This is a genomic window from Pseudomonas sp. DF11 (genome assembly GCF_058148565.1).
The window spans coordinates 141,077-161,616 of record NZ_JBYVYN010000009.1; the positions used below are offsets into that span (position 1 = coordinate 141,077).

The following is a 20,540-nucleotide window of genomic DNA, read 5'->3' on the forward strand; positions in this document are numbered from 1 at the left end:
CAGTCCCTGGATGAAGGCACCGTTCGCATAACGGCACCCGATGGAGCCATTAAAACCGGCTCGCCCCAAACCCACAGCCAGACAAGGCGACAACAGCAGTGGTCTCTGGCGTTCAAAGCTGTAGCTGCAAACGCCTGAGGTTATAGGAGACCTCCTACACCTCTAGTGACGGCCGGGTCACTTCCCATTCTTCCCACTTTTTTTATTCCGGTTTCCCTGGTTTAGCGCGGTTTCTTCCTACACCGCCGCTTACGAGCCTGGATTAGAGTGATGTCGCAAACTCAACGTGAACCTCTTCGAAAAAGGTACGAACATGCAACGGAATGCAACCACTCAATTTCCCATCCTGTTGGTCCATGGGTTGTTCGGGTTTGACAGGATCGGCGGCTTCGAACTTTTCCATGGCATCAAACAAGCTCTACGCGCAGGCGGCGCCCGGGTGTTCATCCCGTATCTGTCTGCGACCCATTGCAACGAGGCCAGAGGTGAGCAACTGCTGGGGCAGATCGATCGGATCCTGGCGGGCACCGGCGCGGCCCGGGTCAACTTGATCGGCCACAGCCAGGGTGCACTGGCCGCCCGGTATGCCGCCGCGCTGGCACCCGAAAAAGTTGCCTCGGTCACATCGGTCAGCGGCCCCAACCATGGTTCCGAACTGGCTGACTTCCTGCACAAGGCCCTTACCCCGGGACGGCTGCCAGGGCATGTGGCAAGAGGCGTCGCCACACTGTTCGCCGATTTCATCTCGCTGCTCGATGGGGAGCATCTCCCGCCAACCGCTGTGGCCGCGCTGGCGGAGTTGACCACCGAAGGCGTGGGCGCCTTCAATGACAAATACCCCCAGGGCCTGCCCAAGAACTGGGGCGGGAACGGTCCGGACAGGGTCAACGGCGTGCGCTACTACTCATGGAGCGGCACGTTGCCAGAGGCGACCGAGGGAGAACTGGAGCCTTTGCAGGTTTTCTGCCGCGCCTTTTCCGAATACTTCATCACCGAAGCCGGGCAGAACGACGGCCTGGTCGGACGTTTCAGTTCGCACCTGGGCAAGGTCATTCGCTCCGACTATCCAATGGACCACATGGAGACCATCAACCTGGGAGACGGCAGGTCACGCAAGGGCACAGAGCCCACGGAGCTTTATCTGCGCCACGCCGAGCGTCTGCGCAAAGCCGGCCTTTGATCACCGAGCCCAAGGTTTTGACGCAATTTTGACAACAACCGGTCAATGAATCCGGTAGGCTCAACACCTTTAAATACATCGAAAGGAATTTCCCCCATGGCCAAAGCCACTGCCCGCCACATCCTGGTTTCCACCGAAGACAAGTGCAACGAACTCAAGGCCCAGATCGAAGCCGGCGCCGATTTCGCCGAAGTTGCCAAGGCCAACTCCACCTGCCCATCCAGCCGTCAAGGCGGCGATCTGGGTTCGTTCGGTCCGGGCCAGATGGTCAAGGAGTTCGACACCGTGGTCTTCAGCGCCCCGATCAATGTGGTCCAGGGTCCGGTCAAGACCCAGTTCGGCTACCACCTGCTGGAAGTGACCAGCCGCCAGGACTGATCCCGGTTTATCGGCATAACGGCCCGCCCTTTGGTGGGCCGTTGTGTTTGGGTCTCGCGAGGGACTGGCGATCCACGCGCCGCTCGCGTACAAATCGTGGTCATCGATCACCCGGCTTTAAGGCTGACAATGCGACTGGCGTTCCCTTCCCTGCTATTGACTGCCGTGGTCCTGCTGACAGGTGCCGCTGGCGTCGGGGCAGCACCGCAACATGCCCTGACCGTCTATGGCGAACCGGCCAAATACGCCGAAGGCTTCGGCCACTTCGCCTATACCAACCCCCAGGCCCCCAAAGGCGGGACCATGCGCCGCTCGGCCATCGAGATCGGCCATTTCGACCATGTGCTGCCGTATATCGACAAAGGTATCGGGGTCAGTCAGATCGACGGGATGCTGTATTCGCCATTGGCCCAGCGCTCGCTGGATGAGCCCTATACCGTCTATGGCCTGGTGGCGCAGAAGATGGAGCGTGGCGACGATGGCCTGTCCCTGCGCTTCTACCTGAACCCCAAGGCGCGCTTCGCCGATGGCAAGCCCATCACCGCCCAGGACGTGCGCTACAGCTTCGAGCTGTTGATGACCCAGGGCAGCCTGCGCTATCGCACCCAATTCGCGGCGGTCAAGGATGTCGTGGTCGAGGACGAGCGTACCGTTCGTTTCGACTTCAAGAACAATGAAAGCCGCACCCTGCCCCTGGACATCGCCACCCTGCCGGTCTTTCCCGAACACTGGTGGAAAACCCGCGATTTCGCCAACGGCGGCGGCTACGAGGCCCCACTGGGCAGTGGTCCCTACCGGGTGAGCAAAGTCGATTCCGGGCGCAGCATTACCTTCGAACGCAATGCCGATTGGTGGGGCAAGGACCTGCCAGTCAGTCGTGGCCTCTACAATTTCGACCACTTCAGCATCGAGTATTTTGGCGACACCGATGTCGCCCGCCAGGTGCTGCGCGGCGGCGCCTATGACTACAACCGCGAATTCTCCGCCACCGCCTACTCCATCGGCTATGACGGCCCGGCCCTGCAGGATGGTCGCCTGCAAAAGGCCCATCTGGCCACCGAGGCGCCCCAGACGGCCCAGGGTTTTGTCTTCAACCTGCAAAGACCGCAGTTTCAGGACCGCCGCGTACGCCAGGCCCTGGCCATGCTCTGGGACTTCGAATGGAGCAATCGCCAGATGATGCGCAACCTCTATGTGCGTCAGCAGAGTTACTTCTCCAACACGGACCTGGCCGCCCGACAACTGCCCGATGCCGGCGAACGGGCGATCCTCGAGCCGCTGCGCGGGCAGATACCCGACGAAGTCTTCACCCAGGTGTTCGAGGCACCGAAAACCGACGGCAGCGGCGTGATCCGTGACAAACAACTGCAAGCCCTGGCACTGCTGGAACAGGCCGGTTGGAAACCCGACGGCGACCGCTTGGTGAATGCCGAGGGCGAGCCGCTGAGCTTCACCTTCCTCAACAGCCAGAACGGTATCGAACGCCTGCTGCTGCCCTACAAGCGAACCCTGGCGCAAATCGGCATCGACATGAGTATCCGTCGTATCGACGCGTCCCAGTACGTCAATCGCCTGATGAGCCGCGACTACGACATGATCATCACCGGCTACCCCGTCAGCACATCGCCGGGCATGGAGCTCTACAACTACTTCGGTTCGGCGGCCGCCAACGATCCAGGGGCCAACAACTACATGGCCTTGAAGAACCCGGCGGTGGACACGCTGATCGACGGGCTGGTCAAGGCCACTACCAAGGCCGACATGCTGCGCCATGCCCACGCCCTGGACCGGGTGCTGCAATGGAATTATTACTGGATCCCCAACTATTACCCGCCAGGCAGCTCGACCGTGTGGTGGAACCGCTTCGGCATTCCAAAGGTACAGGCCAGCAATGAGGAAGCCATCGAAAGCTGGTGGGAAGTGAGCAGCACACCGTTGACCAACGAGCAGATGCGCGCCGAACGCCTCAGGCGCGGCACACCCGGAGGGCCACATTGATGTGGGTTTATATCGCGCGGCGCCTGCTGCTGATCATCCCCACGCTGGTGATCATCCTGCTGGTGAACTTCGTCATCGTGCAGGCCGCGCCCGGCGGCCCAGTGGAGCAGGCCATCGCCCACCTGCAAGGCATTGGCGGCGCCAGCGTCGGCAGTTCGGGCAATGCCATGACCGGCAGCTCCCGTGCCAGTCGCGGCCTGGACCCGCAACTGATCAAGGACATCGAGAAACAATACGGCTTTGATAAACCGGCCCACGAACGCCTGTGGCTGATGCTCAGCAGCTATGCGCGCCTGGACTTCGGCAAGAGCTTCTTCCGCGGCGCCACGGTCACCGACCTGATCCTGGAAAAGATGCCGGTGACCATCTCCCTCGGGCTCTGGGCGACGCTGATCACCTACCTGGTGTCGATCCCCCTGGGCATCCGCAAGGCAGTGCGTCACGGCTCGGCATTCGATGTGTGGAGCAGCACGGCGATCATCATTGGCTATGCCATGCCGGCGTTCCTCTTCGCCATGTTCCTGATCGTGGTGTTCGCTGGCGGCACGTCGCTGAACTGGTTTCCGGTGCGCGGGCTGGTGTCGGATAACTTCGAGTCGCTGTCGACGCTGGGCAAGATCGCCGATTATTTCTGGCATTTGGTGCTGCCCGTCACGTCGCTGGTGATCGGCGGCTTCGCCACCCTGACGATCCTGACCAAGAACTCGTTCCTCAATGAAATCACCCGCCAGTACGTGGTCACCGCGCGGGCCAAGGGCATGAGCGAACGGCGGGTACTGTATGGCCACGTGTTCCGCAATGCGATGCTGCTGGTGGTCTCGGGCATTCCCCAGGCGTTCATCAGCGTGTTCTTTGCCGGTTCCCTGCTGATCGAGGTGATTTTTTCCCTCGACGGCCTGGGACGCATGAGCTACGAGGCCGCAGTGTCGCGGGATTATCCAGTGGTGTTCGGCTCGCTGTTCATCTTCACGCTGTTCGGCCTGCTCATCAAACTCATCGGCGACCTCTGCTACACCCTGGTGGACCCGCGCATCGACTTCGCCGCGAGGAACGCCTGATGTTCAAGTTTTCGCCCTTGGGCCGTCGGCGCTTCGAACGCTTCAAGAAAAACCGCCGGGGCTGGTGGTCGCTGTGGCTGTTTATTGGGCTGTTCATCCTGTCACTGGGCGGCGAGTTGATCGCCAATGACAAGCCGCTGGTGGTGAGCTACCAGGGCTCATTGTATTTCCCGGTGTTCAAGCGCCATACCGAGCAGGAATTTGGCGGACAGTTGCCGTTCCAGGCCGATTACCGCAGCAGCTACGTGCAGAACCTGATCCACAAGGACGGGGGCTGGCTGCTGTTTCCGCCCATTCCGTTCAGCGACGACACACCCAACTATGACCTCGACAAACCGGCGCCGAGCCCGCCCTCATCGGTGAACTGGCTGGGTACCGATGACCAGGCCCGTGACGTGCTGGCACGGGTGATCTTCGGCGCGCGGGTGTCGATCCTGTTCGCCCTCGCCCTGACCGCCATCAGCGCGCTGATCGGCATCGCCGCTGGCGCATTGCAGGGTTATTACGGCGGCTGGGTGGATCTGCTCGGGCAACGCTTGCTGGAGGTCTGGTCCGGGCTGCCGGTGCTTTACCTGCTGATTATCCTGTCCGGCTTCGTGGAACCGAATTTCTGGTGGTTGCTGGGAATCATGGCGCTGTTTTCCTGGCTGGCCCTGGTGGACGTGGTGCGCGCCGAGTTCCTGCGCGGGCGCAACCTCGAATACGTGAAAGCCGCCAGGGCCCTGGGTCTTAGCGACCGCAAGGTGATCGTGCGGCATATCCTGCCCAACGCGATGAACGCCACCCTGAGCTACCTGCCCTTCATCCTCACTGGCGCGATCTCTACCCTCACCGCCCTGGATTTCCTCGGCTTCGGCATGCCGGCCGGCAGCGCCTCCCTGGGCGAACTGATCGCCCAGGGCAAGCAGAACCTGCAAGCGCCATGGCTGGGATTGACGGCGTTCTTTACCCTGGCGCTGATTCTTTCCCTGCTGGTATTTATCGGCGAGGCGTTGCGAGACGCATTCGACCCACGCTCTTGAAAACAGCCATGAAGCGGAACCTTGAGATGAGCGACAACCTGATCGAAATCCGCGACCTGAGCGTGGCCTTCAACGACAACACCGTGGTGCGCAACCTGTGCCTGGATATTCGCCCTGGCGAATGCCTGGCCTTGGTAGGCGAGTCGGGTTCCGGCAAGTCGGTGACAGCCCATTCGATCCTGCAATTGCTGCCCGAGAACGGCACCCGCACCACCGGCAGCATTCGCTATCGCGGCCAGGAACTGCTGGGCGCAGAGGCCAAGACCTTGCGCGAACTGCGCGGCAACCGGATCGCAATGATCTTTCAGGAGCCGATGACCTCGCTGAATCCGCTGCACAGCGTCGAAAAGCAGATCGGTGAAACCCTGATGCTGCACCGGGGCCTGGGCGGCAAAGCCGCGCGCCAGCGCATTCTGGAACTGCTGGCCCTGGTGGGCATCCAGAAACCCGCCGAACGCCTCAAGGCCTACCCTCACCAACTGTCCGGCGGCCAACGCCAACGGGTGATGATCGCCATGGCGCTGGCCTGCGAGCCGGAACTGTTGATTGCCGACGAACCAACCACCGCGCTGGACGTGACCGTGCAGCGCAAGATCCTGCTGCTGCTCAAGTCACTGCAGCAACGGCTCGGCATGTCCCTGCTGCTGATCAGCCACGACCTCAACCTGGTGCGCAGCATCGCCCAACGGGTGTGCGTGATGAAGGCTGGGGAAATCGTCGAACAGGCGCCTTGCGAAACCCTGTTCAGCGCACCGAAACATCCCTACAGCTGCGAGCTGCTGCACGCCGAACCGGAGGGCGAAGCCTTGCCCCGGGACGAACGCGAAGACGTGTTGCAGGTGCGCGACCTGCGCGTGAGTTTCGCCCTCGGCGGCGGGTTGTTCCGGCGCAAAGAATATTTGCGCGCCGTGGATGGCATCAGCCTGTCCATCCAGCGCGGCAAGACCCTGGGCATCGTCGGCGAATCCGGCTCCGGCAAGTCCACGCTCGGCCAGGCGATCCTGCGGCTGATCGAGTCCGAAGGCAGCATCCGCTTCCAGGGCCAGGCCCTTGAGCAGTTATCCCACAAGGCACTGCGGCCGTGGCGCAAGAAAATGCAGGTGGTGTTCCAAGATCCATTCGGCAGCCTCAGCCCGCGCATGTCGGTGCAGCAGATCATCAGCGAAGGCCTCGAAGTCCACAGCCCGTCCAGCCCCGAGCAGTGTGAAGCACAGGTGATCCAGGCCCTCAAGGAAGTCGGCCTCGACCCGCAGAGCCGCCACCGCTACCCTCATGAATTTTCCGGCGGGCAGCGCCAACGCATCGCCATCGCCCGGGCCCTGGTGCTCAAGCCGGCCCTGATCCTGCTGGACGAACCGACCTCGGCCCTGGACCGCACCGTGCAGAAACAAGTGGTCGCGCTGCTGCGCCAGCTCCAGGAAAAGCACGGCCTGACCTACCTGTTCATCAGCCATGACCTGGCGGTGGTCCGCGCCCTGGCCCACGACATGATCGTGATCAAGGACGGCAAAGTGGTCGAGCAAGGCGCCAGCCATGACGTGTTCGACGCGCCCCAGCATCCCTATACCAAGGAGTTGTTGGCGGCGGCGCAGCCGCAGTAATCCCGGGTTCGCTCAGGCGCCACGTCGTTGATCCAGCGCTTGAGCGAATTCTCCCATCACCTCCACAACCTGCTGCGCGCCTCGATGAATATCCAGAATGACAGTGCCAGCCTGGTTAGCCAGTTTCACCCCCTGCTCTGCCTTGAGCGTGCTCGATTGCATGCTGCTCACCGCTTGCCTGGCCAATTCACGGTTCTTGGCGACGACCTGAGTAATGGCCACGGTTGACTGGCTTGTACGTCGCGCCAGATTGCGCACCTCATCGGCCACCACCGCGAAGCCGCGTCCCTGCTCCCCGGCACGAGCCGCTTCGATGGCTGCATTGAGGGCAAGCAGATTGGTCTGTTCGGCGATGCCCCGGATGGCATCGACGATGCTACCGATTTCCTCGGACTGCGCGCTAAGGGCACCTATCCCGGCTGACACCTGTTGAAGCTCATCGGCGATGCTTTGCACCACCGTAACGGTTTGCTGAACCACACACGTGCCGAGCCGGGTTTGCTCATCGGTCTGCCGGGACGTCTCGAAAGCAAGTCCGGCCGCTTTTGATTCACTTTGGCGCTGCTCGACTTCGCGAGTGCTGTCAGTGGCGAACTTGACCACGCCATACAAGCGCCCCCGTGCATCGTAGAGAGGGTTGTAGGTAGCCTGCAGCCAGACAGTCGCGCCTCGATTGTCGACGCGTTCGAAAAGGCCGGTCCTGTATTCACCGCGATTGAGCCCGGCCCAGAAGCCACGATAAGCCTCGCTCTGGACCTCGCTTGGCTTGCAGAAAATCCGGTGATGCTGGCCCCGAATCTCTTGCAGGCGGTATCCCATGACGTTCATGAAATTCTCGTTGGCATTCACGACCTGACCGTTCAGATCAAATTCGATAACCGCCATGGAGCGGTCGATCGCTTGCATGAAGCTGGTTTCGGCCTGGGCGCGCAACACCCGCTCGTTGATATCGCGAACGATCAGGATGATGCGCTGCACCTTTGCATGTTGATCCAGCACAGGGACGTAGCTTGCGTGCACCCACAACCAGCTTCCATCACGCCGCAAATGCATAAACTGGCTGTCGGCAGAAGAGCCCTGCCCCAGCTGCCGCCATAACGCCGAGCACTCGGCACTGCGTGAATAGGCAGGCTCACAAAACATCGAATGATGCTGACCGAGGGTTTCGCTGAGTGAATACCCCATCATTTTCAAAAAAGCCGGGCTGACGTCGAGCACCTCACCCGTCGGGGTGAACTCGATGATTGCCATGCATTGCTGCAAGGCCGTCCGTTCGGCTTCGAGAATAGCCTGCCTGGCCTGGATTTCGTGCAAGGCGTCCTGATGCTTGCGAGTACGAATGAACATGGATGGCGCTCCCGGAAGCGGTGAATGCGTGGCTGTAGCCACACGAAGGCAGAGGTGCCATCGCTAGATGGCCGCATTAAGCCATTATCGCAGGAAAACTTGTACAATTTTATTATTGTGTATAACTATAGTAAGTCATACGGATCTCTATGGCACAGCCCAAGCCATTCAGCACCAGCCCATTTTCCAATGCTTGCTATCGCGCAACTCGCGCCAGTCGAACACCGTTACACGAGCGCTGTACACAGCCTCAAGCTCAACCTGAATGGGTGTCCCCTCCTCATCACAGAGCAGCTTGATGACGAGAAAATGCTTTTCCCGGTCAGTCGGCACACAGGCCGTCCATTTAGAGAGCTGCAGCTTGCGAGGGTTGAATTTATTCATGAGCGCTCTCAAAAATGTACAAAATACTAATAACTGTACAACTTTCTCCAGCTACCCACTACTGCGCAGACTTGCCGAGACCTCGTGTTGCCAGCGAGGCGCGCCATGCCACGGCAAAGAATGCGGGCGGAGTAGTGCTCGGCCAGCCGCTCCCGGCATAATGCCGCTCTTTGGCAACCCCTTTGATCGGAGGATGCCGGCAAATCCCACCTTCTGGAAATGCCCGATGAACCCCACCGAAAGCCTCAAGGATTACAAGCGCGTGCGCACGCTGGCGATCCGTTCGTTGTTCGAGATCATCGAGCAGTCCAGCGAAGGCACGGTGATTGTCGACCGTGACGCGAATATCGTCTGGATGAACGAACGCTACGCCCGGCGCTTCGGCCTGAACTCGGCGCAAGAAGCCATCGGCCGGGCGTGCGAGAGCGTGATCCCGGGCAGCCTGCTGCGTGAAGTGGTGCGCACCGGGCGGCCGATTCTGCTGGACATGCAGGACACGCCCAAGGAACCGCTGGTGGTGATGCGCCTGCCGATCCACGACAGCGCCGGCGCGGTGATCGGCGCCATCGGTTTTGCCTTGTTCGATGAACTGCGCAGCCTGTCGCCGATGCTCAAGCGCTACCTGAGCATGCAGGAAGAACTGGCCTCCACCCGCTCGCTGCTGCGGGCGCGGCAAACCAAGTACAACTTTGCCCATTTCATCGGCACCAGCAACGCCGGCCTGGAGGTCAAGCGCCGCGCCCGACGCAGCGCCAGCGCCGATTCTCCCGTGCTGCTGCTCGGCGAGACCGGCACCGGCAAGGAGCTGCTGGCCCAGGCCATCCACAGCGCTTCGCCGCGCGCGCACAAGGCGTTCGTCAGTATCAACAGCGCAGCGATTCCTGAATCGCTGCTGGAAGCCGAATTCTTCGGCACCGCGCCTGGGGCTTTTACCGGGGCTGACCGCAAGGGCCGCGCCGGCAAACTGCAGATCGCCCAGGGCGGTACGCTGTTCCTCGACGAGATCGGCGACATGCCCTTGCCGCTGCAAAGCAAACTGCTGCGGGTGCTCCAGGAGAAGGAGTACGAACCGGTGGGCTCGAACGAGGTGCTGCAAAGCGATGTGCGGGTGATCGCCGCCACTTCCATGGATCTGGAAGCGGCGATCAAACGTGGGGAGTTCCGCGCCGACCTATATTACCGCCTCAACGTATTGCCGATCCAGGTGCCACCGCTGCGCGAACGCCTGGATGACTTGCCCGCCTTGAGCGAGGCGATCCTCGAAGAACTGCGCAGCCAGCACGAACTGAACCACGACGCCCTCGACCTGCTGAGCCAACACGCCTGGCCGGGCAACATCCGCGAGCTGCGCAATGTGCTGGAGCGAGCCGCGCTGCTGAGCGACAACCTGCTGCTCACCGCCGCCGACATCCGTGCGGCCATTGGCACTTTCACACCGGTCACCCGCACGACCAGTCCCAGCCTGGAGCCGCTGGCGCACGAAACCTTCAGCCAGGCCCGGGCACGATTCGATCGACACCTGATCGAAACCACCCTCGCGCAATGCGGGGGCAAGGTGGTCGAAGCGGCCGAGCGGTTGGGGCTAGGGAGGTCGACTTTGTACAAGAAGATGGTGGCGTTGGGAATTGCGGAGTCTCAATAAAGAGACTCATGTCTCCATATTTAGACAAGCCCTTTTGGAGCGCTTCGCGCTCATCGCGAGCAGGCTCGCTCCCACAGTGGACTGCGTTTTCCAGTCGAACACGGTCAACCTGTGGGAGCGAGCCTGCTCGCGATGAGGCCCGCACAGCTCCGAAAATCTCAAAACAGAGACTAAATCTTTAGACCATTCCTCCAAATCCAAACAATCTCCTTATATTTCAGCCAGTTACACACCTGGCACAAAACTCGCTAAAGCCCTCCCCACAGCTTCATCACAACAATAACAATCCCAGGAGACACACCATGAGTGTGATCATTGCCTTGGCAGCCCTCACGCTGCTGATGGTCGCCGCCTACCGTGGCTACAGCGTTATCCTCTTTGCCCCCATCGCCGCCCTCGGCGCCGTCCTGCTCACCGACCCGTCCGCCGTTGCCCCCGCATTCACCGGGGTGTTCATGGAAAAAATGGTCGGCTTCATCAAACTGTATTTCCCGGTGTTCCTGCTGGGCGCGGTGTTCGGCAAGCTGATCGAGCTGTCGGGGTTTTCCCGCTCCATCGTCGCCGCCGCGATTCGCTTGCTGGGGACGCGCCAGGCCATGCTGGTGATCGTGCTGGTCTGCGCCTTGCTGACCTACGGCGGTGTGTCGCTGTTCGTCGTGGTGTTCGCGGTGTACCCGTTCGCCGCCGAGATGTTCCGCCAGAGCAATATCCCCAAGCGTCTGATTCCGGCCACCATCGCCCTCGGCGCGTTCTCGTTCACCATGGACGCCCTGCCCGGCACGCCGCAGATCCAGAACATCATCCCCAGCACCTTCTTCAACACCACCGCCTGGGCCGCACCGTGGCTGGGGGTGATCGGCACGATCTTCGTGTTCAGCCTCGGCATGCTGTTCCTGCAACGCCAGCGCAACAAGGCCCAGCGTGTGGGCGAAGGCTACGGCACCGAATTGCGCAACGAGCCGGAAACCGCCGAAGACATCAAGCTGCCAAACCCGTGGATCGCCGTTTCGCCGCTGTTGGCGGTAGGCATCATGAACCTGCTGTTCACCCAGTGGATTCCCCAGTGGTACGGCAAGACTCACAGCCTGGCGCTGCCGGGCATGGCCGCGCCGGTCACCAGCGACATCGCCAAGCTCACCGCGATCTGGGCGGTACAGGCTGCGTTGCTGGTGGGCATCATCATGGTTCTGCTGTTCGGCTTCCGGGCTATTCGCAGCAAATTGGCCGAAGGTAGCAAGAGCGCAGTGGGCGGTGCGTTGCTGGCGGCGATGAACACGGCTTCGGAATACGGCTTCGGCGCGGTGATCGCCTCGCTGCCAGGCTTCCTGGTGCTGGCCGATTGGCTCAAGAGCATTCCCAACCCGCTGGTCAACGAAGCGGTGACCGTCACGCTGCTGGCGGGCATCACCGGCTCTGCCTCGGGTGGCATGAGCATCGCTTTGGCGGCGATGTCCGAAACCTTTATCAACGCCGCCCACGCCGCCAACATTCCCCTGGAAGTGCTGCACCGGGTGGCCGCCATGGCCAGCGGCGGCATGGACACCCTGCCCCACAACGGCGCGGTGATTACGCTGCTGGCGGTGACCGGGCTGACCCACCGCGAAGCCTACAAAGACATTTTCTGCATTACGCTGATCAAGACCCTCGCGGTGTTCTTCGTGATCGGTGTGTTCTACGCCACTGGCATTGTGTGAGGTTTCCATGACAACCACTCTTTCGGGCAAGACTGCCCTGGTCACCGGTTCCACCAGCGGCATTGGCCTGGGCATCGCCCTGAGCCTGGCCAGGGCCGGCGCCAACCTGATCCTCAACGGCTTTGGCGATGCCTCGGCGGTGATTGCCGAGGTGAAACAGTTCGGCGGCCAGGTCGGCCACCATCCAGCCGACGTCAGCGACCCGGCGCAGATCGCCGACATGCTCGCCTACGCCGAGCGTGAGTTCGGCGGCGTGGACATCCTGGTGAACAACGCCGGGATCCAGCACGTGGCCGCCGTGGAAGATTTTCCGGTGGAACGCTGGGATTCGATCATCGCCATCAACCTGTCCTCGGTGTTCCACGCCACTCGCCTGAGCCTGCCGGGCATGCGCGCCAAGGGTTGGGGGCGGATCATCAACGTCGCCTCGGTGCACGGTCAGGTCGGCTCGGTGGGCAAGGCGGCGTATGTCGCGGCCAAGCATGGGGTAATCGGCCTGACCAAAGTGGTCGGCCTGGAGACCGCCACCAGCAACGTGACCTGCAACGCCATCTGCCCCGGCTGGGTGCTGACGCCGCTGGTGCAGAAGCAGATCGACGACCGCATTGCTACCGGTGTCGATCCGCAACAGGCGCAGCATGACCTGCTGGCCGAGAAACAGCCGTCCCTGGAATTCGTCACTCCGCCGCAACTGGGGGAACTGGTGCTGTTCCTGTGTAGCGAAGCCGGCAGCCAGGTGCGCGGCGCGGCGTGGAATATCGATGGTGGGTGGTTGGCTCAGTAGGCTCCTGCGAAGCCCTGTGGGAGCAAGGCTTGCCCGCGATGAAGTCGATGCGATTTTTCAGAATCGAGGCGCCTGTTTCGCGAGCAAGCTTTGCTCTCACACCAGATTGAGCCGCTCTATAGTTTGTGTGTGTGCATAAAAAAATAAGAGGCACCCCATGTCCGACATCCTCTGGCAACCCTCCCCCGAACGCATCGCCCAGTCGCGCATGAACGCCTTTCGCCGGTTCATCAATGCGCGGCATCACCTACAACTGAACGACTACCCTGCCCTGCACGCCTGGAGCATCGACCAGCGCGAGGCCTTCTGGCAGGCCATCGTCGATTTCTTCGAGGTTCGCTTTCACCAAGCCCCCGACGCGGTATTGGTGGAGGGTTCGCAAATGCCCAGTGCCCGGTGGTTCCCCGGCGCCACACTGAACTTCGCCGAACACCTGCTACGCCGCCGTGACGACGCCGTCGCCGTGGTGGCACTCGACGAAAACGGCGGTGAGGAGCAACTGACCTGGAGCGAACTCGCCGCCCACGTCGCTGGCCTGCAAAGAAGCCTGCAAGCCGCCGGCGTCACCCAGGACGATCGGGTGGCCGCCTGCATGCCCAACACCTGGCAAACCCTGGTCGGCATGCTCGCCACCACCAGCCTGGGGGCGATCTGGTCCTGTTCGTCGCCGGATTTCGGCACCCAAGGGGTCATCGACCGCTTCGGCCAGATCGAACCAAAAGTGCTGATCACCTGCGCCGGTTATCGTTACGCCGGCAAGGTCATCGACCAGCGGCCCAAGGTCAACGAAATCCTCGAGCGACTGCCGTCGTTGCAGCAATTGATCGTGCTGCCCTATGCCCGACCCGATGCAAGCGTCGACGATTTCAAGACCCGGGCCAACGTCGCATTGTGGGACGCGTTTTATCAAAGCGGCGGCGAACCGCAGTTCACTGGCGTGCCCTTCGATCATCCGCTGTACATCCTCTACTCCAGCGGCACCACCGGCGTGCCGAAGTGCATCGTCCACGGCACCGGCGGCGTATTGCTGCAACACGTCAAGGAACATGGCCTGCACGTCGATCTCGGCCCCGAGGACCGGCTGTTCTACTACACCACCTGCGGCTGGATGATGTGGAACTGGCTGGTATCGGCCCACGCCGTGGGCAGTGCGGTGGTGCTCTATGACGGCTCGCCGTTTCATCCCGGCCCCGAGCGCCTGCTCGACCTGATCGACCAGCAGCGTATCAGCGTGTTCGGCACCAGCCCCAAGTTCCTGGCCTCACTGGAGAGCCAGGGCCTCAAACCTCGGCAAAGTCACGACCTGGGCAGCCTGAGGACCATTCTGTCCACTGGCTCGGCCTTGGCGCCCCATAGCTACGATTACGTGTACCGCGACTTCAAGCCCGACGTCTGCCTGGCCTCGATGTCCGGCGGTACCGACATCGTGTCCTGCTTCGTCAACGGCAACCCGCTGTCGCCGGTGCGTCGAGGCGAGATGCAGGGCAAGAGCCTGGGCATGGCGGTGCAGGTCTGGAACGAAGCCGGCCAAGCGGTCATCGGCGAAAAAGGCGAGTTGGTGTGCACCCGACATTTCCCGGCGATGCCCATTGGCCTGTGGAACGATCCACGACAGGAGAAACTTCGCGCGTCCTATTTCAGCCAGTTTCCCGGTGTGTGGGCCCAAGGCGACTACGCCGAAGAATTGGCCCACGGCGGCTTCCTGATCCATGGACGCTCCGACGCCGTGCTCAACCCCGGTGGCGTGCGCATCGGCACGGCGGAGATCTATCGGCAGGTGGAGAAGGTCGAGCAGGTGCTGGACAGCGTCGCCATCGGCCAGCAATGGCAAGGCGATGTGCGGGTGGTACTGTTTGTGCGCCTGCGGGACGGGGTGAAGCTGGATGAGGCCTTGGAGCAGAAGATCCGCCAAGTCATCCGGGCCAACACCACGCCACGGCACGTGCCGGCGAAAATTCTGGCGGTGACGGACATTCCCCGGACTATCAGTGGCAAAGTCGTCGAACTGGCGGTGCGCAATGTGGTGCATGGCGAGGTGGTGAAGAACACCGATGCCCTGGCCAATCCGGAGGCGCTGGAGCAGTTTCGGGGGCGGCCAGAACTGGCCACTTAAGCGCAGCAGCTCCTGTGGCGAGGGGATTTATCCCCGCTGGGCTGCGAAGCAGCCCTAAAACCTGACATCTCGGTGTGTCAGACGGAGTGAGTTGACTGAACGTGGGACTGCTTCGCAGTCCAGCGGGGATAAATCCCCTCGCCACAGGGGCGGTGCCCGACACGATCAATCCATCAACCCCCACTCACCCGCCGCCGGATCGGCGGGTGGCGCCGCGCCCGACTCGGCATGCAACTTCAGGCGCAAGCGCAGGTTGTTCGCCGAATCAGCGTTTTTCAGCGCTTCTTCCTCATCGATGGCTCCCTCTGCCACCAGGTTGAACAAGGCCTGGTCAAAGGTCTGCATGCCCAACTCTTCGGACTTTTCCATGATGCCCTTGAGCTCGCCCAGCTCATTGCGGCGGATCAGGTCGGCTACCGTGGGCGAACCCAGCATCACCTCCACCGCCGCCCGACGCTGGCCGGTACGGGTGCGCACCAGGCGTTGGGAAACGAAGGCCTTGAGGTTGTTGCCCAGGTCGTTGAGCAACTGCGGCCGACGCTCTTCCGGGAAGAAGTTGATCACCCGGTCCAGGGCCTGGTTGGCGTTGTGGGCATGCAACGTGGAAATCACCAAGTGCCCGGTGTCGGCAAACGCAAGGGCATGCTCCATGGTTTCCCGGTCGCGGATCTCGCCGATCAGCACCACGTCCGGCGCCTGGCGCAGGGTGTTTTTCAGGGCAGCATGAAAACTGCGGGTGTCGACACCGACCTCGCGCTGGTTGATGATGGATTTCTTGTGCCGATGGATATACTCCACCGGGTCTTCGATGGTGATGATGTGGCCGCTGCTGTTGCGATTGCGGTAATCGATCAGTGCCGCCAGGGAGGTCGACTTGCCCGACCCGGTCGCCCCGACGAACAGCATCAACCCTTGCTTCTGCATGATGGTATCGAGCAGCACCCGTGGCAGTTTCAGGTCTTCGAAGCGCGGGATGTCCAGCTTGACGTTGCGTATCACCATGGACACGTCATTGCGTTGCTTGAAGATATTGACCCGGAAACGCCCGACGCCAGCCAGGGAGATCGCCAGGTTCATTTCCAACTCCCGATCGAACTCAAGGCGCTGTTCGGCGTCCATCAAAGACTCGGCGAGCCTGGCAATGTCGCCGACCTTGCATGCCTCGTTACCCAAGGGCTTGAGCACGCCTTCGAAACGCGCGCAGGGCGGCGCCCCCGTAGACATGTAGAGGTCGGAACCATTCTGGCTCGCCAGGATTCGCAACAACGGATCGATTTCCATGGACTGAAACTTCCGCGAGACATCAATGAAACAAGCCGAGCCGAACATGAAACCCGTCAGACCAACCTGCACTTACCTTTCCCTGAGGATAGTAGACGCCGTGGCACAGACACGACAGCCAGGGATTGCGTGATGAGCGCAACACCCGCCGGCAGCGATACACAGCGCCTGCTCAGCCAAGTGGACTGGGCGATGACCCCGCTGGGCACTGCCCAGGATTGGCCCCAGAGCCTGCGCACCGCCGTGGACATCGTGCTCCATTCGCCCATGCCGATGGCCTTGCTGTGGGGAGCGCAACTGTCCCAGCTCTACAACGACGCCTTCGGCCGCCTGACCGGGGACAAGCATCCCCGGGCGTTCGGCCAGCCGACCCATACAGCATGGCCCGAACTCAAAGGCACGACCGAAGGGATTTATCACCGCGTGTTGCAAGGCCAGACGCACACCTGCCGTGATCAACAATGGCGCGTGCCCTTCGCCGGGCGCCTCTGCGATGTCTGGCTGGACCTGACCTACAGCCCGGTGCGCGACGACAGCGGCACCGTCGCAGGCATCCTGGTCACCGCCATCGAGACCAGCGAACGGCGCCGCCTGGCCATGGAGTTCGAACGACGCTCCGAGGCCAGCCTCAAGGCCCAGCACGAAAGCGAAGAACGCCTGCAACTGGCCCTGGCCGCCGCCGACGCGCTGGGTACCTGGGACTGGGACATCAGCGAAGACCGCTTTATTGCCGACGCCCATTTCGCCCTGTTGCATGGCGTCGATCCCAGCCTGTCACGCCAGTTGCCGATCAGCGCCTACCTCGAAGGCGTGCACCCCGAGGACCGGGCGATGGTTGCCCGCAGTATCAAGCACTGCATCACCCACGGTACCGAATACGCCGAGGAATACCGACTGTTGCAACCCGACGATGAATTGCGCTGGGTATACGTGCGTGGTCGCTGCTACAAGGATCGCCACGGCCGCCCCAAGCGCTTTCTTGGCGCCGCCCTGGACCTGACCGAACGCAAGCGCACCGAGCAAGCCCTGCGCCAGAGCCAGACCGAGCTGCAGCTGATCATCAATGCCATGCCGATCCTCATCAGCTACGTGGACCGCGAAGAGCGTTTCCGGCTGAACAACAGCGCCTACCTGGACTGGTACGGCCTGACCCCGCAGGAACTCTACGGCAAGAGCATCCGCGAAGTGCTTGGCGAAGAGGCCTACGCCGCCCGCGCCCAGCAGATCGCCGACGCCCTGGCCGGCAAACCGTGCAGCTTCGCCGTGCAGTCAAACCATCGCGACGGTCGCCCGCGCCATGCACTGATCAACTACCTGCCTCGCCAGGGTTCGGACGGCACAGTGAACGGTTTCTACATCTTTGTGATCGACGAAACCGAGCGCAAGAAAACCGAGGAAGCCCTGCGCAACCTCAACGAAACACTGGAAGAACGCGTCATCGCCCGAACCCAGCAGTTGGCCGAAGCCAACCAACGGCTGCAAAGCGAGATGTTCGAACGCGAGCGCGCCGAAGAAGCCCTGCGTCATGCCCAGAAGATGGAAGCCGTGGGTCAGCTCACCGGCGGCATTGCCCATGACTTCAACAACATGCTCACCGGCATTCTCGGCAGCCTCGATCTGATGCAACGCTACATCGCCGCCGGTCGCGCCGCCGAGATCGGGCGCTTCACCGAAGCGGCGGTGTCCTCGGCCAACCGCGCCGCCGCCCTGACCCATCGGCTGCTGGCTTTTTCCCGGCGCCAGTCCCTGGACCGCAAACCGCTGGACGCCAATGACCTGGTGCGCTCACTCGAAGACCTGCTGAGCCGCACAACCGGCGACCATATCGAGCTACGGCTGCAACTGACCGACGAGCTATGGCCGGTCAGCACCGATGCCAGCCAGTTGGAAAACGCCCTGCTCAACCTGGTGATCAACGCCCGCGATGCGATGCCCGACGGCGGCGAATTGATCGTCGAAACCGCCAATGTCTATCTCGACGGTACTGACATCAACAGCCTGGAGCCCGTGAAGGCTGGGGACTACGTGATGATTGCCGTCAGCGACAATGGCAGCGGCATGACGCCTTCCGTGCGGGCCAAGGCCTTCGATCCGTTCTTCACCACCAAACCCATTGGCCAGGGCACCGGCCTGGGCTTGTCGATGATCTACGGGTTTGCCCAACAGTCCGGCGGGCACCTCAACCTGGACAGTGTGCCGGGCCAGGGCACGCGAGTGCAGCTGTATCTGCCGCGCTTGCACATTTCACCCGCACAACAACCCGCCACGCCGGAAGCGATCGACGCACCGCCGGCCATCGCCGGGGAAACCGTGTTACTGGTGGAGGATGAACCCGCCGTGCGCATGCTGGTGCTCGACCTGCTGCAGGCCCTGGGCTACACCGCCCTGGAAGCCCGGGACGCCGTGACCGCGCTGCCCGTGCTGGAATCGGAGCAGCGCATCGACTTGCTGGTGACCGATGTCGGGCTGCCGGGCATGAATGGCCGGCAATTGGCGGAAATCGCCCGCCAGCACCGGCCCGGGCTGAAAGTGCTGTTCATGACCGGTTACGCGCAGAAAGCCGCCGAACGCCAGGGCTTCCTCGAACAGGGTATGGACATGGTCGCCAAACCGTTCACTCTTGATCTGCTGGCCAACAAGATTCGGACGATGATCAACCATGACAGCTGACTTGAGGCATAATCGCCGGCTCGTTACGTTCAGGTCAGCGTTGCAATGAAAGCCCAAGCCCGCCATATCCTGGTGAAAACCGCCGAAGAAGCCGAACAGCTCAAGCAACGCATCGCCAAGGGCGAAGCCTTCGATGTGCTGGCGAAAAAATACTCCACCTGCCCCTCCGGCAAGCGCGGCGGCGACCTGGGTGAAGTGCGGCCAGGGCAGATGGTCGGCGCGATCGATGCGGTGATCTTCAAGAAGCCGCTGCGGGTGGTGCATGGACCGATCAAGAGCAAGTTCGGCTATCACTTGGTGCAGGTGTTCTACCGGGATTGAATTTAACTCCAGACGCCCTGTAGGAGACACTTGTGGGAGCGAGCCTGCTCGCGATGGCGGTACATCAGCCGATGCAAATATGGCTGATCCGACGCCATCGCGAGCAGGCTCGCTCCCACAGGTTCTGTGTACCCTGCGTTACCGAGGCATCAACGCCCCAGGCACCTGGATCACCCGGCTCGCCAACAGATGGCCGGCCTCGGCCGCTTCCTCCGGGCTGCCACCCAGCAAGCGGCTCGCCAGGTACGCGGCGCTGAAGGAATCCCCCGCCGCCGTGGTGTCCACCACCCGCTCGACCCGCTGGGCAGGTACTTCATAGGAGTGGCCATCGCAACGAATCAGGCAAGCCTCGGCCCCGCGCTTGAGCACCACTTCCGGCGTGCCAAACTGCGCATAGGCGGCGAACACCGCCTCACTGTCGGCATAACCGAACAGCGCCTGCTCGTCCTCCACCGTCAACAGCGCCAGCTCCACGTAGGGCAACACGTTGCGATAGGCCGTGCGGGCTGCCTCGACCGAGGCCCAGAGCCTTGGCCGGTAGTTGTTGTCGAACACCACCTGGGCTCCGCGCCGACGCGCTTGGACCAGGGTTTCGATGAGCTTGAGCCGCCCCTGCTCGCCGAGCACCGCCAGGGTGACGCCGCTGAAATACAGGACATCGTAATCCAGCAAGGCGGCCAGGATCGGCCCGGCGGCCGGGGTGGTAAAGCAATCGCGTACCGCCGCCTCGTTGCGCCAGTACAGAAACCGTCGCTCACCCGCCGCATCGGTCTGGATGCAATACAAACCCGGCAAGCGCCCGGGCAGACGCTGGACCCGTTCCAGCCCGATATTCTCCGCGGCCCACTGCTCGCACATGGCATCGCTGAAACTGTCGTCGCCCAGGGCGGTCACGTAATCCACCGCACCCCGGTCGCCCAAGGCACGGGACAGGTACACCGCCGTGTTCAGGGTGTCACCGCCGAAGCTTTGTTGCAGGCTGCCGTCGGCGCGTTGTTGCAGTTCGATCATGCATTCGCCGATCAGGGCGATGCGGGGTTTGGGTGTACTCATGAATGATCCTGATA

At 62.0% G+C, this 20,540-nt stretch carries 16 protein-coding genes; 12 read left to right on the forward strand and 4 right to left on the reverse strand.

Annotated features, from left to right (window positions below):
• Positions 1–313 precede the first annotated feature (313 nt).
• The 6 genes from AC30D9_RS24090 (at position 314) to AC30D9_RS24115 (ending at position 7,237) form a co-directional block, all read left to right on the forward strand.
• Positions 314–1,180 carry an esterase/lipase family protein gene (locus AC30D9_RS24090; RefSeq protein WP_307571180.1) on the forward strand — a complete coding sequence of 289 codons (867 nt, stop codon included), beginning with the start codon at positions 314–316 and terminating at the stop codon, positions 1,178–1,180.
• Positions 1,181–1,276: 96 nt separating this feature from the next.
• Positions 1,277–1,558 carry a peptidylprolyl isomerase gene (locus AC30D9_RS24095; RefSeq protein ID WP_109751817.1) on the forward strand — a complete coding sequence of 94 codons (282 nt, stop codon included), beginning with the start codon at positions 1,277–1,279 and terminating at the stop codon, positions 1,556–1,558.
• Between the two features lie 129 nt (positions 1,559–1,687).
• Complete coding sequence (locus AC30D9_RS24100; protein WP_134923760.1) at positions 1,688–3,556, forward strand: extracellular solute-binding protein; 1,869 nt, start codon at positions 1,688–1,690, stop codon at positions 3,554–3,556.
• Positions 3,556–4,614, forward strand: a complete 1,059-nt coding sequence (locus tag AC30D9_RS24105; protein WP_134923759.1) for a microcin C ABC transporter permease YejB — start codon at positions 3,556–3,558, stop codon at positions 4,612–4,614. The genes AC30D9_RS24100 and AC30D9_RS24105 overlap by 1 nt, the downstream gene beginning before the upstream one ends.
• Positions 4,614–5,636, forward strand: coding sequence for an ABC transporter permease (locus AC30D9_RS24110; RefSeq protein ID WP_134923758.1), 1,023 nt, complete (start codon positions 4,614–4,616; stop codon positions 5,634–5,636). Before AC30D9_RS24105 ends, AC30D9_RS24110 begins: the two co-directional genes overlap by 1 nt.
• A 26-nt stretch (positions 5,637–5,662) precedes the next feature.
• Positions 5,663–7,237 carry an ABC transporter ATP-binding protein gene (locus AC30D9_RS24115; RefSeq protein ID WP_490145045.1) on the forward strand — a complete coding sequence of 525 codons (1,575 nt, stop codon included), beginning with the start codon at positions 5,663–5,665 and terminating at the stop codon, positions 7,235–7,237.
• Between the two features lie 12 nt (positions 7,238–7,249).
• Here the strand turns inward: AC30D9_RS24115 and AC30D9_RS24120 are convergent, their stop codons facing one another.
• Both AC30D9_RS24120 and AC30D9_RS24125 read right to left on the reverse strand, forming a co-directional pair.
• Complete coding sequence (locus AC30D9_RS24120; RefSeq protein ID WP_134923757.1) at positions 7,250–8,584, reverse strand: methyl-accepting chemotaxis protein; 1,335 nt, start codon at positions 8,582–8,584, stop codon at positions 7,250–7,252.
• A gap of 168 nt (positions 8,585–8,752) precedes the next feature.
• Positions 8,753–8,968, reverse strand: coding sequence for a TIGR02450 family Trp-rich protein (locus tag AC30D9_RS24125; RefSeq protein ID WP_490145010.1), 216 nt, complete (start codon positions 8,966–8,968; stop codon positions 8,753–8,755).
• A gap of 226 nt (positions 8,969–9,194) precedes the next feature.
• On the opposite strand from AC30D9_RS24125, the gene AC30D9_RS24130 reads away from it, so the two are divergent.
• The 4 genes from AC30D9_RS24130 (at position 9,195) to AC30D9_RS24145 (ending at position 15,201) form a co-directional block, all read left to right on the forward strand.
• A complete protein-coding gene (locus AC30D9_RS24130) occupies positions 9,195–10,610 on the forward strand; it encodes a sigma-54 interaction domain-containing protein (protein WP_134923755.1) in 1,416 nt (471 codons plus the stop codon).
• Between the two features lie 302 nt (positions 10,611–10,912).
• Complete coding sequence (locus tag AC30D9_RS24135) at positions 10,913–12,304, forward strand: GntP family permease (RefSeq protein ID WP_134923754.1); 1,392 nt, start codon at positions 10,913–10,915, stop codon at positions 12,302–12,304.
• 7 nt (positions 12,305–12,311) lie between these two features.
• Entirely contained in the window at positions 12,312–13,088 is a 777-nt protein-coding gene (gene hbdH, locus AC30D9_RS24140; protein ID WP_116832006.1) for a 3-hydroxybutyrate dehydrogenase, read from the forward strand.
• Positions 13,089–13,245: 157 nt separating this feature from the next.
• The gene (locus tag AC30D9_RS24145; RefSeq protein ID WP_490145011.1) at positions 13,246–15,201 is read left to right on the forward strand and encodes an acetoacetate--CoA ligase; all 1,956 of its coding nucleotides are present in this window, start codon (positions 13,246–13,248) and stop codon (positions 15,199–15,201) included.
• A gap of 165 nt (positions 15,202–15,366) precedes the next feature.
• Here the strand turns inward: AC30D9_RS24145 and AC30D9_RS24150 are convergent, their stop codons facing one another.
• On the reverse strand, positions 15,367–16,482 hold the full coding sequence (locus tag AC30D9_RS24150; protein ID WP_109751850.1) for a PilT/PilU family type 4a pilus ATPase: 1,116 nt from the start codon (positions 16,480–16,482) through the stop codon (positions 15,367–15,369).
• 132 nt (positions 16,483–16,614) lie between these two features.
• Between AC30D9_RS24150 and AC30D9_RS24155 the strand changes: the two genes are divergently transcribed.
• Together AC30D9_RS24155 and AC30D9_RS24160 are read left to right on the forward strand one after the other, a co-directional pair.
• Positions 16,615–19,152, forward strand: a complete 2,538-nt coding sequence (locus tag AC30D9_RS24155; RefSeq protein ID WP_490145012.1) for a hybrid sensor histidine kinase/response regulator — start codon at positions 16,615–16,617, stop codon at positions 19,150–19,152.
• Positions 19,153–19,197: 45 nt separating this feature from the next.
• Positions 19,198–19,473 (forward strand): peptidylprolyl isomerase, encoded by a 276-nt coding sequence (locus AC30D9_RS24160; protein ID WP_019690952.1) that lies wholly within the window; start codon positions 19,198–19,200, stop codon positions 19,471–19,473.
• A 138-nt stretch (positions 19,474–19,611) separates the two neighbouring features.
• Here the strand turns inward: AC30D9_RS24160 and AC30D9_RS24165 are convergent, their stop codons facing one another.
• On the reverse strand, positions 19,612–20,526 hold the full coding sequence (locus AC30D9_RS24165) for a sugar kinase (protein ID WP_490145013.1): 915 nt from the start codon (positions 20,524–20,526) through the stop codon (positions 19,612–19,614).
• Positions 20,527–20,540: the final 14 nt, after the last annotated feature.